This is a genomic window from Rhodovulum kholense, from assembly GCF_003053725.1.
GTDB classification, from domain to species: domain Bacteria; phylum Pseudomonadota; class Alphaproteobacteria; order Rhodobacterales; family Rhodobacteraceae; genus Rhodovulum; species Rhodovulum kholense.
Window position 1 is genome coordinate 87381 of the sequence record NZ_QAYC01000004.1, and the last position, 16754, is coordinate 104134.

The 16754-nt window shown below is 68.7% G+C and carries 13 protein-coding genes, 1 tRNA gene and 1 pseudogene; 8 read left to right on the forward strand and 7 right to left on the reverse strand.

Annotation, left to right across the window (positions count from 1 at the left end):
- The first annotated feature begins 84 nt into the window (after positions 1-84).
- Positions 85-2418: a tetratricopeptide repeat protein gene (locus C8N38_RS06925; protein ID WP_146176237.1), complete on the forward strand. Its 2334-nt coding sequence runs from the start codon at positions 85-87 to the stop codon at positions 2416-2418.
- A gap of 15 nt (positions 2419-2433) precedes the next feature.
- Here C8N38_RS06925 and C8N38_RS06930 read toward each other — a convergent pair whose 3' ends face one another.
- From C8N38_RS06930 to C8N38_RS06950, 5 genes are all read right to left on the reverse strand, one after another.
- On the reverse strand, positions 2434-2793 hold the full coding sequence (locus C8N38_RS06930; protein WP_108025247.1) for a YigZ family protein: 360 nt from the start codon (positions 2791-2793) through the stop codon (positions 2434-2436).
- Between the two features lie 46 nt (positions 2794-2839).
- Positions 2840-3367 (reverse strand): DUF2478 domain-containing protein, encoded by a 528-nt coding sequence (locus C8N38_RS06935; protein ID WP_108025249.1) that lies wholly within the window; start codon positions 3365-3367, stop codon positions 2840-2842.
- A 94-nt stretch (positions 3368-3461) separates the two neighbouring features.
- Complete coding sequence (gene torA, locus C8N38_RS06940) at positions 3462-5921, reverse strand: trimethylamine-N-oxide reductase TorA (protein WP_108025251.1); 2460 nt, start codon at positions 5919-5921, stop codon at positions 3462-3464.
- Between the two features lie 11 nt (positions 5922-5932).
- Entirely contained in the window at positions 5933-6598 is a 666-nt protein-coding gene (locus C8N38_RS06945; RefSeq protein WP_108025253.1) for a TorD/DmsD family molecular chaperone, read from the reverse strand.
- Positions 6595-8220 (reverse strand): c-type cytochrome, encoded by a 1626-nt coding sequence (locus C8N38_RS06950; RefSeq protein WP_108025255.1) that lies wholly within the window; start codon positions 8218-8220, stop codon positions 6595-6597. Before C8N38_RS06950 ends, C8N38_RS06945 begins: the two co-directional genes overlap by 4 nt.
- 194 nt (positions 8221-8414) lie before the next feature.
- On the opposite strand from C8N38_RS06950, the gene C8N38_RS06955 reads away from it, so the two are divergent.
- The 6 genes from C8N38_RS06955 to C8N38_RS21835 all read left to right on the forward strand — a co-directional run bounded on the left by C8N38_RS06955 (position 8415) and on the right by C8N38_RS21835 (position 14489).
- Entirely contained in the window at positions 8415-10772 is a 2358-nt protein-coding gene (locus C8N38_RS06955) for an ATP-binding protein (protein ID WP_245895574.1), read from the forward strand.
- Positions 10769-11476 (forward strand): response regulator transcription factor, encoded by a 708-nt coding sequence (locus C8N38_RS06960; protein WP_108025257.1) that lies wholly within the window; start codon positions 10769-10771, stop codon positions 11474-11476. The genes C8N38_RS06955 and C8N38_RS06960 overlap by 4 nt, the downstream gene beginning before the upstream one ends.
- 153 nt (positions 11477-11629) lie before the next feature.
- On the forward strand, positions 11630-12652 hold the full coding sequence (locus C8N38_RS06965; protein WP_108025259.1) for an LLM class flavin-dependent oxidoreductase: 1023 nt from the start codon (positions 11630-11632) through the stop codon (positions 12650-12652).
- Between the two features lie 518 nt (positions 12653-13170).
- Positions 13171-13434 carry a DUF3737 family protein gene (locus tag C8N38_RS21390; RefSeq protein ID WP_158272319.1) on the forward strand — a complete coding sequence of 88 codons (264 nt, stop codon included), beginning with the start codon at positions 13171-13173 and terminating at the stop codon, positions 13432-13434.
- A complete protein-coding gene (locus C8N38_RS06975; RefSeq protein ID WP_108025567.1) occupies positions 13395-14180 on the forward strand; it encodes a MalY/PatB family protein in 786 nt (261 codons plus the stop codon). The genes C8N38_RS21390 and C8N38_RS06975 overlap by 40 nt, the downstream gene beginning before the upstream one ends.
- Before the next feature lie 27 nt (positions 14181-14207).
- Positions 14208-14489 (forward strand): hypothetical protein, encoded by a 282-nt coding sequence (locus tag C8N38_RS21835; protein ID WP_245895576.1) that lies wholly within the window; start codon positions 14208-14210, stop codon positions 14487-14489.
- On the opposite strand, the pseudogene C8N38_RS22210 reads toward C8N38_RS21835, so the two are convergent.
- Positions 14475-15002: pseudogene (locus tag C8N38_RS22210) on the reverse strand (hypothetical protein); the annotation flags it as partial. The gene C8N38_RS21835 and the pseudogene C8N38_RS22210 overlap by 15 nt on opposite strands.
- 139 nt (positions 15003-15141) lie before the next feature.
- Between C8N38_RS22210 and C8N38_RS06990 the strand changes: the two are divergent.
- Positions 15142-15231 (forward strand) — tRNA-Ser (locus C8N38_RS06990).
- 285 nt (positions 15232-15516) lie between these two features.
- Here the strand turns inward: C8N38_RS06990 and C8N38_RS06995 are convergent.
- Positions 15517-16557: a recombinase family protein gene (locus tag C8N38_RS06995; RefSeq protein ID WP_342750291.1), complete on the reverse strand. Its 1041-nt coding sequence runs from the start codon at positions 16555-16557 to the stop codon at positions 15517-15519.
- Positions 16558-16754: the final 197 nt, after the last annotated feature.

Genomic DNA, 16754 nt, shown 5'->3' on the forward strand with positions numbered 1-16754 from the left:
ATACGGGGCTTGCCAGGGTCGCTGCAACGCATGACATTATACCCGAAGGGCCAGTACGGCCCAGACGTGGAACAGACGAACAGGATGCAGAACGCAGACGCAGAGATCGCGACGACCGCCGCCGCCCGCGAGGCGTCCGGCCAGGCGCTGACCCGCCCGCCGCAGGATAGGGCGCTGCGGCTACGAGAGGGCGTTCTGCTGCGCGAGGCGGGCAGGATCGAGGAGAGCCTCGCCCATCTTCTCAGGCTTGCCGCCGACGCGCCCGGGGCCCCATGGGTCGCCATCGAACTGGCCGCGACCCAGCGGCGCGCCTGGGCCTATGACGCGGCGGCCGAAACCCTTGCCGGGTTGCTTGCGACCGATCCCCGCCAGCGTCAGGCGCTTTTGGCCCGGATCGACGCGGCGGCGCAGGAGTTGCGTCTCGACCTGGCGCTCGAGGCGGTCGAGGCCGCGCTGGACGTGCTGCCCGGCGATGCGGGTCTTGCGCTGCGCCGCTGCAACCTGACCCTTCAGCGCGGCCATGTGCGCGCGGCGCGGGACCTTCTGGACGCGCTGGCCGCCGACCGGCCCGACGATCCGGGCGTAGATCTGGCCCGCGGCCAGAGCTTGCTGGCCGAAGACCCCGAAACCGCGCTGGCGCTAGCCGGGGACGTGGTGGCCCGCGCGCCCGGCCTCGTCTGGGCCTGGCCCCTGCGGATCGCTGCGGCGCGCACCCTGTGGCGGTTCGACGACGCCGAGGCGTGGGGCCGCGAGGCCGAAACCCGCTTTCCCGGTCAGGCGCCGGTGCTGCAAGCCCGCGTCGCCACCCGGATGGCCCTGGAGGACCCTCAGGGGGCGCTGGCGCTGCTGCCCATGGCCACCGACACCCCGGCAATCTGGATCCTGCGCGGCACGACGCTGCTGGCCTTGGGTCGCCCCGAAGAGGCCGATGCCGCCTTCGCCACAGCGCTGGACACCGGCGGGCTGCTGCCCGGGGCCGCCATCGGCCGGATCGGCGCCGCGCTCGAGCTGGACCGGGTCGACGAGACCCGCGCCGGGCTGAGCGCGCTGATTGCCTGGCACGAGGCCCGCGGACACCGGAACGGCGACCGCATCCGGGCCGAGATCGCCGGCAGGCTTGGCGACTGGCCCGAGGCCGAGCGGCTTTCGACCCGGCTTCTGGACCGGCAGGGCCCCGACAGGGCGCTGCTTTATCTGCAGGCGCGCGCCCGGTTCGGCCTTGGCCGGATCGAAGGCGCCGAGACCGCGCTGGACACGCTTGGCGCGCTCGACCCCGACCATTCCGCGAGTGCGGAGCTGCGGGGCGAGCTGCATCTCGCCGCCGGACGCCCGGACGCCTATGTCGCCCACCGCCGCGCCCTGTCCCTGCGCCCCGAAAGTGCCCGCGCCCGGACCGATATCGACTTCGGGCGCGATCTCGATGCGCTGGGCCTGCACGACGAGGCCTCGGCGCGGCTGCAACACCTGCTGGACCGGAACGGCAGCGCGCCGAACCTTTTCCTGTCTCAGGCGCTGATGACCCGGGGCCGGGTCGAGGAGGCAACCGCGATCCTGCCCCGCTTTGTGCGCGGACGGCGCAATATCGCCGGCGGGGCCGACGAGGCGATCACCCGCGCGGCGGACCTGGAGCGGCTTTTCGATTTCGAGACGGCCCGGCCGATCCCGACGATGAGCATCTCACCGGCCGCATCGCTGGCCTGGCGGATGGCCCGCGACCGCAGTCTTGGTCAGGCCGAATGGACGCGGCGGGCGGAACGCGCCAGTGCCATCCGGCGCTGGCTGACCGCCGCCCCGGCAGAGCCCGAGGCGCTGCTGCCCTGGCTGCATCCGGGCGAGGCCGACAAGCTGCGCGCCCTGCCCCGGCCCTGCATCGTGGCGACGACCCATTTCGGCCCGCTGGTCTATTCGGTCCTGAGCGGGCTGAATGTCGGCTATCACTACCTGGCCGCCCGGTCGGCGGCCAATCCGGCCGCACGCGGGCTCGGCCCGATGATCGCCGCCGCGACCGCCCCGCGCGAGGCGGCGGCCGAGGCCTTCCGCGTGCTGCGCGGCAACGGCATCCTGATGGCCACGCATGACTCTCCGGCGCGGGTGATGCGGCAAGGCGGCCCCGGCGATGTCGCGCGCGGGCGGCTTTTCGGACGGCCGTTCGAGCTGATCGACACCCTGCCCAAGCTGGCAGCCGGGCTGCGCGTGCCCAGCCTGACGCTGCAGGCGCATTGGCGCGACGGGCGCATCGCCTTCGAGATCGCGCCGCTTCCCACGCCCGAGGATGGCGAGCCGACGCAGCTTTGGCTCGACCGCTGGGCGCAGGCCTATCTCGACCGGATCGAATGGATCATGAGCGGGCCGCCCGAGAACCAGAACCTCGACGCCTTGAACTGGCGCGTGCTGCTGCTGGACCCGCCGCCCGCCTGACCGGACGACTGGCGCTCAGGCCTTGCCCGCGTGCGTATCGAGATAGATCCGCACGGCTTCCTGCACATGGCGGAACCGGTCGCCGCCAAGCGGCTTGCCGCCATACCAGCGGGTGACTACCACGATATGGTCGCGCAGATCGGCCCGTTCGAGCATGCGCAGGATGATCGCCCCCGCCCCGGCCTCGCCACCGTCGGTCTTCACCGGCCCTCCGGCGCCGAGAAAGGCCCAGCTGTGATGGGTGGCGCGGGCGAATTTCTTGCCGCGTCGCAGCTCGGCCAGAAAGGCCCGGGCCTCTGCCGCGCTGTGGCAGGGCCCGCCCGAGACCGCATAGCGCGAGCCCCGGTCGGTTAGGATATTTTCGAGAATGCGCATGGCGCACCCTGGGCCGGGCGGGACGCGGGCGCAAGCCCGGCCGCGCTCAGGCCAATGCGCAAAGCGCGTCGGGGTCCCGGACCGGAGCCCCGAGCCAGTCCAAAACCGCGCCCGCATCGGGAACAAGCGGCCGGGCGAGCCCCCCGGCGAACGTCTCGAAGGCCGCGAGGTTCAGGCCGTTGACGCCGGTCAGAACCGGCAGCCCCCGGTCGAGCGACTCGGCGATCAGCGGCACGAAGCCGTGGCCCGCCGCCTCGAGCTTGCCGAACTTGTTCACGATCAAGACCGACGCGCCGTCGAGATGGCGCGCGGCCTCGGCCGCTGCGGCCTCGACCGCGCCCGACTCCATCCGGCAGCCGCGCGAGCCCGAGCCCAGCGCCTGCGATATTCGCAGCACCGGCCCGTCGGGCAGGACTTGCAGATCGGTATCGCAGGGATGGGCGTTGGGTGCGGCGGCGGCGCAGGGCACCACACCGGCTGGGCGCAGACCCTGCCCCTGAAGCAGCCGCGCCACCTCGGCCAGCACCGTGCTGGCCGCGCTGCGGTCCTCGGAAAGAAGATAGCCAAATCGCATGGGCTGGCCTCCGCAAGAAAAAGGGAGGACAGGCCCGTCGGGGGGAGTGGGTGACGGACCTGTCCATCCGCCCGGACCCGGATCAGGGTCTGGGTCAGGCGGGCTGGCTGAAGACCGTCACCGGCGGCAACGGACCTTCGAAACGTTCGACATCGGCCATCGCCGTCTGGCCGCAATTGCCCTGCGCCAGCCGCGAGGTCGCGATGCCGGTGGTCAGGTTGTTGACGTCGCCATAGGCACAGAGGCTGCCGATCTGGCGCGGATCGACCGGGTCGAACCAGCCGCCCTCGCTGACCCGGATCACCCCGGGCCGGATCACGTCGGTGATGACGAGCCCGGCAAGGATCTGTCCCCGGTCATTGAAGACACGCACCACATCGCCTTCCGACAGGCCGCGCGCGGCCGCATCGGCGGGGTTCATCCAGCAGGGCTCGCGCCCCTTGACCTCGTAGCCCTCGCGGATCTTGGTGCCGCAAAGCTGCGAGTGCAGCCGCATGTCCGGGTGGTTGGCGGCAATCGCCAGCGGATAGGTCGTGGTCGCCCCGCCCAGACGCTCGATCGGTTCCATCCAGGTGGCATGGGGCGGACAGTCGTCATAGCCGTATTTCTCGATGGCGTTCGAATAAAGCTCGAACTTGCCCGAGGCCGTGCCCAGCGCGTTCAACAGCGGATCGGCCCGGAAATCGGCATGGCGCACCCAGTCCTTCTGGACGTCGCTCAGCGGGAATGCCAGCGGCTCGTCGCTGTCCCAGAAGGACTCGAACACCGGCATTTCCATGCCCTTGCCTCGCGCCTCGATCCGGGCGCCTTCGTAAAAGCCGCGGATCCAGTCCATTTCCGACAGGCCCTGGGTGAACTCGTGGCCCTTGCCCAGACTGGCGGCGATGTCGGCGAAGATGTCGTAATCGCTGCGCGCCTCGAAGACCGGATCGACGATCTTCTTCATCGGCAGGATGTGGCTGAGAGCATAGTCGCCCACCTGCGCGATGTCGTTTCGTTCATAGGAGGTCGTCGCGGGCAGCACGATATCGGCATGGCGCGCCGAGGCGGTCCACTGGATGTCATGCACGATGAAGGTGTCGAGCTGGCGCCAGGCGCGCAGCATCTCGTTGCGGTCCTGATGGTGCGAGAACGGATTGCCGCCGACCCAGTAGGCCAGCTTGATCTCGGGCAGTTCGATCTCGTGGCCGTTGAACTGCATGGTCTTGCCGGGGTTCAGCAGGGTTTCGACCAGCCGCGAGACCGGGATCGACACCGCGCCGCTTTTGGCAAGCCAGGCCGCGCCCTCGACCACCACGCCGGAGGCATCGTCGATGGCCTTCAGGATCGGCGAGGTATGGGTCGGCGCGCCGCCCGAGGCATAGTGATAGCTGAGCCCGTAGCCGCCGCCCGGCAGACCGATCTGGCCCAGCATCGAGGCCAGCGTGATCAGCGCCCAGTGGATCTGTTCGCCATGGTGCTGGCGCTGGGTCGAATAGCCAAGCGCCAGCATCGTCCGTTTCGACGAGAAGCGCCGGGCCAGGTCGCGCAGCTTGTCGGCCGGAACCCCGCAGATTTCGGCAGCCCATTCCGGCGTCTTCGGCGTGCCGTCGCTGTCGCCCAGCAGATAGGGCAGGAACTTGTCGAAGCCGACCGTGTAGCGGTCGAGGAAGGCCTGGTCGTGCAGCCCTTCGTCATAAAGCGCATGCATGATGCCCAGCATCATCGCCACGTCGGTCTGCGGTGCGGGGGCGATCCATTCGCTGTCCAGCGCCTGCGCCGTCTCGGTGCGGATCGGGTCGATGCAGATCGACTCGGTGCCCGCCTCCTTCAGCAGATCGACGCCCCGGAACGACCCGTGATCGGCCACCGACCAGCAGATTTCCGAGTTGTTCAGCGGGTTCGCGCCCCAGAACACCATCAGCTCGCAATTGGCAGCGAGGTTGTCCCAGGTGGTGCACTGTTCGTAGACCTCGATGGACCCGGAAACGTAAGGCAGGATCACCTGCGCCGCGCCGGTGGAATAGTCGCCGGTCGAGTTGGTGTAACTGCCCGTCAGGTTCAGCATCCGCCGCAGAAGGGTCTGGCAGTTATGCAGGTTGCCCGGACTCTTCCAGCCATAGGACCCGGCAAAGACCGCCGGATGGCCATAGGTGTCGCGCACCCGGGTGATCTCGTTCGCGACCAGTTCGATGGCCTGTTCCCAGCTCACGCGGACGAAGTCGCCCGAGCCGCGGCCGTCGGGATCGGCGCCGGGACCCTGTTCCAGCCAGGCGCGGCGCACCATCGGGTAGCGGATGCGCGATTCGGAATAGAGCGAGTCGAGCACGCCCGGCAGCTGCGGCGAGGGCGCGGGGTCGCCGGCCCAGGGCTTGAACTCGACGGCGCGGCCGTCCTCGACGATGCCGTGGAAGACGCCCCAGTGGCAGCCGGAAAGGATGCCGCCGCTCGCGCCTTCGGCTGCGGCCCCGCGGCCCAGCAGGGGCAGCCCGGCAAGGCCGAGCCCGGCGGCGATGGACCCCTTGAGGAAGCTGCGCTTGGACAGGGTCGGAGTGGTCATGGAATTCGCGGTCATAGCCTGTCCTTTCAGATCTGAGCCGTCACGGCACGTGTCAGGGGTTCGGGACCGGGGTCCGTGGCGGCGGCCGCATCGGCCGCCAGCCGGGTTCTCAGCGCCAGCACCAGCCGGGCCAGCGCGCCGTAAAAGCCGGTGCGGTCCGCCCCGGTCAGGGCCGCCGCGAACCGGTCGGTCCAGCGCAATTCGTCCAGCACCCGCGCCGCGATGTCGGACCGGTCCTGGCGCAAGGCCTCGGCCAGCGCCGCCAGTTGCACCGCCAGGTGGTCGGCGGGTTCGCCGGTGACGTCCAGATGGACGTCGAGATCGCGCAGGATGGCCTGGGCGCGGCCCGCCGCGGGGCCGCAGAGCCGGCCGGTCCCGTCCCAGGCACTGGCATAGGGCGGCAGGCTCCGCTGCCGGAAGATCCCCTCGAAGAGCGCGGTATGCCGACGCCCGAGGGCGGTGACGACCTCCTCGGCGGGGCCATCCGCCAGGATCTGGCGCAGGGCATCTACCTCGGATCCGGCACCAAGGATCTCTCCGATCCGGCCCAGCGCCACCTGACCCGGCATGCTGCGCAGGGCCTGCACCGTTTCAAGGTCCGGCGGGGCGAGGAAGAGGGAGGCCAGAGCCTCGGCCGTCTGGGCCAGATCGGCCATCTCGGCGGCGGTCAGTCTTTGGGAAAAGCTGCTCACTCGACCACTCCCGCGCTGGTGTTGAGATCCTTCGAATGGTTCTGCAGATAGGCGAGGATCAGGCGGTACTGGTCGTCGGTGAAGGACGTGAAGCGCCGCATCGCCTTCAGCGTGCCGATCCACTGGTTCGCGGTGAAATGGGTCTGCTGCGGCAGCACGTGGCAGGCGGCGCAAGCCTTCTGGAAGGTGTCTTGCCCATAGGCCCAGACCGCCGCGCGGTCGGTGTTCAGGCCATTGGCATCGGACCACAGCGTGATCTCGGCCGGAACCCAGCTTTGCCCGGTCTCGGGATCGGTTTCGGGCGCGCCACGGGTCACGGTCGCGGCCGCGGCATCGTCGAGAACCGCCATCATCACCCGCTGGCCGCGCGCCTGATAAAGGATCGAGGACGCCTCTTCGAGCTGCCAGCCCTTCAGCACCAGCTCGACCTTGTCGCCATTACGCCCGGCGACCTCGACCGCAGCCCCGCCCAGCAGCTTGCCTTCGGGTTCGTTCTCGGTCCCGACCATGTCGGCGCCCAGCCAGACATCCTTGGTTTCGACCACGGTGGCCGCCGTGCCCTTGACGATGGCGGAGGGGGACGAGACCGGCAGTTGCGGTGCGACCCCGATCGCCTGATCCAGCATCACCACGTGATTGCTGTAGTTCGGCTCGGGCAGGCCCGGCGCGCGATTATCGATCGGCGGCAGGGTCTTGAGATAGACGGCCATCGCCTGCACGTCCTCGAAAGGCAGCTGCGAGGTGTTCCGCACGACCTCGGCCATGTCGCCATCGGCCGTCCGCCCGACCGGGTTGACGCCGGTATGCAGGTAATTGGCGATCCGCGCCGCGGACCAGTAACCGATGCCGGTCTGATCGGGCGAGATGTTGGGGAACCAGCCGGTGCCCTCGGGGTTCGGGCCGCCGCCATAGCGCTTGGAGGCGACGACATCGCCCATCGGCCCGCGCGGCGAGTGGCATTCGGCGCAGTGGCCCGGGCCTTCCACCAGGTATTCGCCGCGATGATACAGATCGGCATCGACGCCCTCGGGCACCGGACCGGGCGTGTAGCCGTCGCCGCCGAGGAAGGCCAGACGCCAGACGCCCACGCCGCGGCGCAGGTTGTAGGGGAAGTTCAGCTCATGCGCGGGCACCTCGTTCGACACTGCGGGCAGCGACATCATGTAGGCGTAAAGATCGCGCACATCGGTCCCGGTCAGCTTGCGGTACGAGGTGTAGGGGAAGGCGGGATAGAGGTTCTGCCCGTCGGGCAGAGCGCCGTCGGGGCCGACCCCTTCGCGCAGCGCCCGGTCGAACTCGGCCAGGGTCCAGCGGCCGATGCCGGTCGCCTCGTCGGGCGAGATGTTGGGCATGTGGAAGGTGCCGAAAGCCGTCTCGAGGCTGCGGCCGCCGCCCAGATGGGTGTCGTCTTCAAGGCCGGGGGTCTCGTGGCAGGTGGCGCAGTCTGACGCCACGAAGACCGTGCGCCCGTTTGCGAGATCCGCGCCGTCGAGCGCGGGCAGATCCTGGCTGCCGTGAATCGCGGACCAGGTCCAGGGAGATGTCACGAGCAGAAAGCCTGCAACGCCCAGAAGCAGCGCGCCGCCCCCGAGTTTCAGCCACGAAGTTCCGTTCGATGTCATGGTAAGTGCCTCCGATCCGCTCGGACTTGGGGAATGGACCGGCAGACCATACCCCGGCGGAAAGGCGCAAAGGCTTCGGGTTTGTAAGAATTTGTAAACGCGACGTAAACGAAGCCCGCGGCAAACTGGCGGCGGGCCGCCACCCGCAGCGAAGCCCGATTGCCAATTTGTCGCAGTTATGGTCGATTGCCGCCATGCCCCCGCCCCCGGACTCCCCCGCCGGGCCGCCACGTTGGCCCGTCGACAGACTGACAGATCACCTCGCGCGCGAAAGCGACGCCCTGGTCGACGAGATCCTGCGCCTTGCCGCAGCAGCCGGTTACACCGACCAGACCAGCTCGATGCGCGCTGCCTGGGTCGAGTCGGTCGAGCGCGTCACCGCCTGCCTTGGCGCCAGCCTCGGCGACCCGAACCATACGGGCGGCGCGAACGGGCACCACGATTATGGCAGCGATCCGCGCTTTGCCGGGCTGCGCGATGTCGCCTGGCGGCACCGGCGGTCGGGCGTGCCGCTGGCGCTGAACCACGGCCTTCTGAAATATTACCGCCGCGCCTATCTGGATCTTTGCGGCGTATTGTATCGCGATCCCGCGATCGCGGCCGGGCTTCCGCCGCGCGACCCGCTTATGGCGCGGCTCGATCTCTTCTTCGACGAGGTCGAACTGGTGATGCTGTCGCCCTGGTCCGAGACCGGCACCGAAGAGGCCGCGATGGCCGACCGCCTGCGGCGACTGGCGCGCGAGCGCGACCAGTTGTTCGGCGTGCTCGAAAGCCTGCGCGGCCCGGTCTTCATCGCCGACGAGGAGGGGGTGCTGATCAGCGCCAACCGCGCCGCGCTGCAGACCTTCCTCGGGCTCGACGAGGCCGGAGCGCTGTTCTACCGGCTCGCGCTGCAATCGCGCCGCACCGAGTTGCAGCCCATCGTCGACGAGATCCTGGCCACCGAGGGCGCGCAATGGAGCGCGATCTGGCTGCAGACCCATGCGGGCAGCCGCTGCTTCGACATCCGCCTGCGGATGGTCGAGGACACGGTCTACAAGCTCGACCGCTGGCGCATCGTGCTGATGAACGACGTCACCGACCACCAGCGCGCGATCGAACAGGCGCGCGAGGCCGAACGGATGATGTCGCTGTTCCTGGCGGCGATGAGCCACGAGATCCGCACACCGCTGCACAGCGTGCTGGGCGCCGCCGAGCTGTTGCGCGACCTGCCCCCCGGCGAGTTCGAAGAGCGTCGGCGGCTCAGCGAGCTGCTGGACATCTCGGCCCGCGGCCTGAGTGCGACGCTGGAAAACGTGCTCAGCTTTTCGCGGTTCGAACATCAGGCCCCGAAACCGCGCCCGGCCCCGGTGGCGCTGGCCGAGGCGCTGGAAAACCTCGTGCGCAGCCGCGAGATCCTCGCCCGCCAGCAGGGCGTGCCGCTGATGCTGTCGATGCCCGCCGACCTGCCCGACCCGGTCAGTCTCGACTGGTCGATGGTCCAGCAGATCCTCGGCAACCTGATCCAGAACGCGATCCGGCACGATGACGGGCGCGGCGTGGGGCTGGATGTGGCGCGGCAGGGGGACCGTCTGGTCTTTTCGGTGACCGATCACGGGCCCGGCCTGCCCGACCAGATCCGCGACATGCTGGCCGCGCCCCCGGCCGCCCTGCGCCCACGCCCGACCGGGCAGTCGGGGTCGGGGCTGGGCCTGGCCATCGCCCAGCGGATGACGCTGGCGCTTGGCGGCGAGATCGCCGTCGCCGGATCGAAGGGCGACGGCGCGCGCCTCGAGGTCCGGCTGCCGCTGATCGAGGCGGCGGTTCCCGTCCTGCCGGCCGCGCCGTCCCGGCCCGATGGCGCCTTGGCCAGCCAGAGCTGCCTGCTGATCGACGACGACCCGGTGGGCGTGCTGGTAACCGTGGCGATGCTGGAACGGATGGGTCTGAGCGTCGACCATGCCCGTTCGCTGGGGCAGGCTGCGGCGCTGTGCCAGGCGCATCCCGAGAATTACGACCTCTTCGTCGTCGATTACCGCCTGCCCGACGGCAATGGCGTCGATTTCGCCCGCAGCCTGCAGAACAATCCGGCGCTGGCCGGACGACCGGTCTTTCTGCTCAGCGCCAATGTCGATCTCGTGCGCCACGCCGAGGGTCAGGCCAGTCTGTTCGCAGCGCTTCTGGAAAAGCCGCTCGATGCCGGGGCTCTGGGCCGGGCGATCCGCAGCGGCACCCGCCCGGTGCGGCCCAGCGCGCTGCTGGACGGGATCTCGCCCGCCGCGCAGGCCCGTATGGCCGAGGCCTTCGCCGCGGGCTGGCAGGCGTTTCAGACGCGGCTGGCCGCGACCGGCGATGCCGACCCCGATGCCGCACTGGCGGGACAGGCGCACAAGCTGGCCAACGGCGCCGCGATCTTCGGCCGGACCGAGCTTCACGCCGCCCTGCGCAGGTTCGAGCAGATCTTCGAGGAGCCCGCCGCCACGCCGCAGATGCGCGCCAGCGCCCGGGCCCGGGTGCTGGCCGCCGCGCCGCCGACCGAACCGCCGCCTCCCCCTGCCGGAACCGGCCCATGATGCCCCCCGTCAAGGGCCGCGGGCCGGACCCCGCCGATATCCTGCTGATCGACGACGACATTCTGGTCCAGGTGATGGTCGAGGACATCGTCACCCAGCTTGGCCACCGCTTCCATGCCGCGGGCGACGGCGACAGCGCCCGCGAGGCGCTGCTGCGGACCGGCTTCGATCTGGTGATCCTCGACCGCCGCCTCCCCGATACCGACGGGCTCTTGCTGGCGCCGCTCCTGCAGCAGGACCGCAAGATCCCGTTCATCGTGTTCTCGAGCCTCGACGCCCCCACCGACCAGGTCCTGGGTCTGGGCATGGGAGCCAGCGACTATGTCGGCAAGCCGGTCGAACCTGCGGTGCTCCGCGCCCGCATCCAGGCGCGGCTGAGCGCGCGCCGGGCGCCCGAGGAACAAACGACCTTCCGGCTGGGCGGATCGCTGCGGCTCGACACCCTGTCCCGCCGGTTGTGGGTCGCCGACCGGCTGGAGGTGCTGTCGCCCGCCGAGGCGCGGCTGCTGATCTGCCTGATCCGCAATCTCGGCAAGCCGCGCGACCGCATGCAGATCAGCATGACCATCTGCGGCCGGGAATGGGTCTATGGCGACCGCACCATCGACGTTCTGGTCTCGCGCCTGCGGCGGCGCCTGAAGGGCAGCGACGTGCATATCACCACGGTGCACGGGCTGGGCTATGTGCTGACCGTCGGCGACTGACCGAAAGGGCGGCGCGCGGCCGCACGGCCCCTGTTCGCGGATCGGCGATGCCGGGCCGCCGCCCATCCCCTAGATCAGCGGCAACCGGCACGGGACATGCCGTCCCTGCCCATTCCGTATACCGGCCCTTTCCCAACGGAGGATATCGCCGCCATGAAAAAGATCGGATTCCTCTCTTTCGGCCATTGGTCGCCCGATCCGGGCTCGGCCACCCGTTCGGCCGCCGACACGCTTCTGCAATCCATCGACCTGGCGCAGGCCGCCGAGGACCTGGGCGCGGACGGCGCCTATTTCCGGGTCCATCACTTCGCCCGGCAACTGGCCTCGCCTTTCCCGCTGCTGGCCGCCGTCGGGGCGAAGACCAGCCGGATCGAGATCGGCACCGGCGTCATCGACATGCGCTATGAGAACCCGTTCTACATGGCCGAGGATGCCGGGGCCGCCGACCTGATTTCCGGCGGTCGGCTGCAGCTTGGCATCAGCCGCGGGTCGCCCGAACAGGTGATCGAGGGCTGGCGCCATTTCGGCTATGCCCCCGCCGAGGGGCAAGGCGACGCCGATATGGGCCGCGAGCACGGGCGGATCTTCTTCGAGCTTCTGAAGGGCGAGGGCTTCGCCCAGCCGAACCCCTACCCGATGTTCCCGAACCCGCCCGGTCTTCTGCGGATCGAGCCCCATTCCGAGGGGCTGCGCGACCGGATCTGGTGGGGGTCGGGGTCCAACGCCACCGCGATCTGGGCCGCCGAGATGGGGATGAACCTGCAAAGCTCGACCCTGAAGGACGACGAGACCGGCGAGCCGTTCCATGTCCAGCAGGCCAAGCAGATCCAGGCCTATCGCGCAGCCTGGGCGGCGGCGGGTCACGAACGCACGCCCCGGGTGTCGGTCAGCCGCTCGATCTTCGCGCTCGTCGACGACCGCGACCGGGCCTATTTCGGGCGCGGCGTGCAAAGCCGCGACTCGGTCGGCCAGCTTGACGAGACGACGCGGGCGATCTTCGGGCGCAGCTATGCCGCCGAGCCCGACCGGCTGGTCGCGGAGCTGGCAAAGGACGAGGCCATCGCCGCGGCCGACACGCTGCTGCTGACCGTGCCGAACCAGCTTGGGGTCGATTACAACGCCCATGTGATCGAGGCGATCCTGACGCATGTCGCCCCCGCGCTGGGCTGGCGCTGAATCCTGCCTCCGAGGCCCCGATCCCGGCGGATCGGGGCCTCTTCGCGTCGGTCTACCGCCATCGAAGCGGCGATCCCCGGCCTGAAGGCGCGCCCGGCGGCTCTCGCCTGCACTGGCGCCGCGGCGGTTCGCGTCCGCCCCGGCCCTGGCCGCCTTCGGAAGGTTGCGCCGAAGCCGCGCGCGGTTCTCGGGTCTTTCGAAATCACACTGTCGAAGTCGGGCCGGCCCGCGGCGCGCTTGTCCGAGGGTCGGAGACGGACGGCCGCCAACAGCGGAAGGGCCCGCGCCATTGATGACCCCCGGTCATGAACGCTTGTTTGCCCGTCCCTCTAATCGCATGGGCCCGGCGAGGATATCTGTCGAGGGTCCCTGAAATGCGAGCCCCTCCCGGCAGGCCCCGTGCCCCGGGTGCCGCTCGTCCAGACAGAAAGCCCCGCCATGACCGCGCAAGCGCCCTTTCCCGCCACGTTGACCGATTGGGAGCAAGAAGGCGAACGCCCGCTTTTGCGCGTCATGACATGGTGCTGGACGGGCTGCGGATCGGTCCGGGCGAATCCGCCCTCAAGCATGGACGCACCCTGCGTGTTCGCAACGCGGACATTGGCGGGAAGTATCCGTTCTGGCATTGCGACGACGTCACGGTGGAAACCAGCCTGTTCCGTCCCGCCGCCCTCGCGGCGATCTGGTATTCCGAACGGATGACGATGCGCGACTGCGCCTTCACCGATGCCGCCGAAACGTTGTGGAACTGCGAGGCTGCGCCGTCGAGGAAAACGCGCTGATCCTGCGCGACGGCCGCTACGAGATGGATTTCGACGATCTCGAACGGCGGGCCGCGCATCGCGACTGCCGCGCGCTTCTGCTGTGCACCCCGCACAATCCGGTGGGCCGGGTCTGGACCGCGGCCGAGCCGCGGCGCCTGCACGAGATCTGCGCCCGCCATGGCGTGACCGTCGTCTGCGACGAGTTCCACGCCGGCCTGACCCTGCCGGGCCATCGCCACCAGTGCTACGCCGCGCTGTCGCCCGACGTAGCGGCGGGCTCGGTCACCTGCCTTTCCGCCGCCAGCAAGGCTTTCAACCTTGCCGGGCTGCAGATCGCCACCATCGCGGCGCCGGACTCCGAACTGCGCGGGCGGATCGACAAGGCGCTGAACGTGCACGAGGTCTGCGACCTTAACCCGTTCGGAATCGTGGCCACCATCGCCGCCTGTACCGAGGGGGCGGACTGTCACGCGGCGCTGATCGACTATCTGGCCGGGAACAGCCGCCTTGCGGCGGCCCGTCTGGCCGACACCCGTCCCGATGCGGGCTTCACCCCGCCCGAGGCCACTTACCTGGCCTGGCTCGACCTGCGGGCCTTCGGTCAAAGCGCCGAGGCGCTGGTCGCCCAAGTGCGGGACACGGGGCGGCTGATCGCAGGCACCGCCTATGGCGCGGCAGGCGAAGGGTTCCTGCGCCTCAACATGGCCTGCCCGCGCGCGCGGCTGGAAGACGGGCTGAACCGGCTCGCCATGGCGCTGCGCTGACACTTCACCACAAGGAAAGGAAAGATCATGACAGCATCTCCCGTTTGGTTCATCACCGGTTGTTCGACCGGTTTCGGGCGCGAAATCGCCAAGCTCGTGCTGGCGAAAGGCTGGCCCGTGGTCATGACCGCGCGGCGCATGGAAACGCTGATCGACCGGCTCGGTCGAGGGCGCCGTGATGCTGGTGCACTTGTCCGAGAATTCAGGCATCTCGCCGCCGCCCTCCTGCTCGCCCGCCGCCCAGGCGCGGACGGCATCGGTCTCGGTCACACCCGGCGCGATCGCGTTGCAGCGGATCTTCGTGTTTGACAGCCGGATCGCGATGTTCTTCGTCATCGTGTCGATTGCGCCCTTGGTCGACGTATGGGCGACGCCGCAGATCGGCAGGCCCCCGGCGCCAGCGGAAGCGATGCCAGGACCGGGCTGAGCGCCACGCCGGCCCCCAGACCCGCCGCCCAGATCGCCGCGGCCCGCGCCCGCGCGGCGCCGTGATACACCTGCCCCAGAAGCCCCAGCCCGCGGCCATGATGTCGGCGCTACCGAGGCCCTGCAGGATGCGCATGGCGATCCGCATCGGCCCGTCGCCCGACACCGTCGACCGACAGGGCCGCTCCGACCGATGCTGCGGCAGTCAGCCAGAGCCCGCCCAGAAAGGTGCGCCTGCGCCCGGTGGTGTCGCCCAGCGCCCCGGGGCCGCAGGCCGCGTCCAGGCGAGGCGTCGCCCGAGTCAGCAAGCAGTGCTGCGATGCGGGGAAACTCGCCGATCGTGCGGCAAGTCGGGGCATGCCGACAGGACAAGCGGGTCGCTATTCCATGAGACATCTCTCTGAGTGCGGGATGACACGCGACAGACCACTCAGGAAATTCACGCAGGCTCTGAGATAACAGCGCCTTGCCGCCAGCTATGGCGCTCTCAAGAAAAGCCTTGTTTCCCGGTTTGTTGCCGCATAGACAGATCGGCGGAGACGTGGCCGAGTGGTCGAAGGCGCTCCCCTGCTAAGGGAGTAGACGGGAAACCGTCTCGTGGGTTCGAATCCCATCGTCTCCGCCACTGGCCCCAGCGAAAGCGTTCTCCCGATCCGGCTGCGGCCGGATTTTTCCGTTTTATTTTAGGGTTATGCGGGAGGGGCTGAGCACCGTCCCTGTCGGCGGGAGGCCCGAAAGCGGTCTCTCAGGGCCGATATTCTCCGGACCTGTTGCCTTTGCCCTTTTGGTGAATTTCCTGCAAGCCACTAACAAGCAATCATTTATACGTCCGTGCAGGCTGTTGCCTTTGAACCGTCCAATTGCATGCCGACCGGAACCCGGATCGAACGACCCTCAGCCAATGAACGGGTCACACTGCCCACTGCGATGAGAGCGCTTCGGCCTGCCGGAGGACAGTTTGCACAGCGGCATCCTGTAGGTCTGACGGGAAGCCGTGCTTGCGCAATATGCGTTTCACGAGCACACGCATTCGTGCCCTAGCACTCTCGCGGTGTGACCAATCCACCGAAGCGCTGCCCTTGAGGCTGACCAAGAGCTCGTGCGCGATCACCTTGCGCGCCGCGATGATGGCCTGAGCCTTCCGAAACTGTTTCGGCCCGACGATGGCATCGAAGGCGCCGTCCGAACGGATCCACATCTCAGGACCGTTGGCGGCCGGCTTGTGTTTCAGTTTGAACGAGCGGCGGTTGTAGACGTTGTTGCCGGTGTAGTTCTCATTGGTCAGGATCTGATGGACGGTCGCACGGTTCCAAGCCCGCCCGAGATCGGTGAGGATGCCGCGTTCAGTCAGTTCTGCCGCAATTTCGCTTTCCGACAGCCCCTTCTTCAGAAACTGGCTGTAGATCCAGCGCACCGTCCGGGCCTCCTCGTCTGGTCCGGGCACAAGGACGACCCGATCCGTCTGCAAGCTCTTGTGCTCGCCCCGCTTCAGTTCGGTTTTCACTTCGCCCCGTTCATTGAGAAGGGCGCGACGCAACCCGAAGCCCGCCGGGCCGCCCTGACGGTAGCCGAGCTTAGTCAGACGGCATTGGCCCGCGAAGACCTTAACTGAAAGCTCACGGCTGTATTCGCCCGCCATTGCCCGCTTGACGCTTTTCACGATGGTGGAGGCCGGAGCACCATCGTTCTCGAATTGCTCGGCGCAATAGGCGACCTGCATTCCCGCCTTTCGGCAGCGATATTCGTAAAAGGCAGATTCGTCGGTGTCCTGAAAACGTCCCCAGCGGAAGACGTCGTAGACCAGAATCACGCTGAATTCGGCCACGCCGGATTCGACATCGGCGATCATCTGCTGCAATGCCATCCTGCCGCCGATGACCAGCCCGCTTTTCGCGCCGTCCGAATAGGTTTTGACAATCCTGATGCCGCGACGTTCGGCGTATTCGCGGATCGTCTGCGCCTAGTTCTGGGTTGAGTACTGTTGATGCTCGGTCGACATCCGGACGTACTCCGCAGCCAGCAGCTGCTTGGACGGCTCGGCTTCTCCTTCGGATAATAGTGCTTTTCCCCGAGCCACGCCCGCCTCCCAAGAAATCATGTGGGCTGCTTCGAGCTGATGGCCCTCCACCGCAGATTGGGCGCAAATGC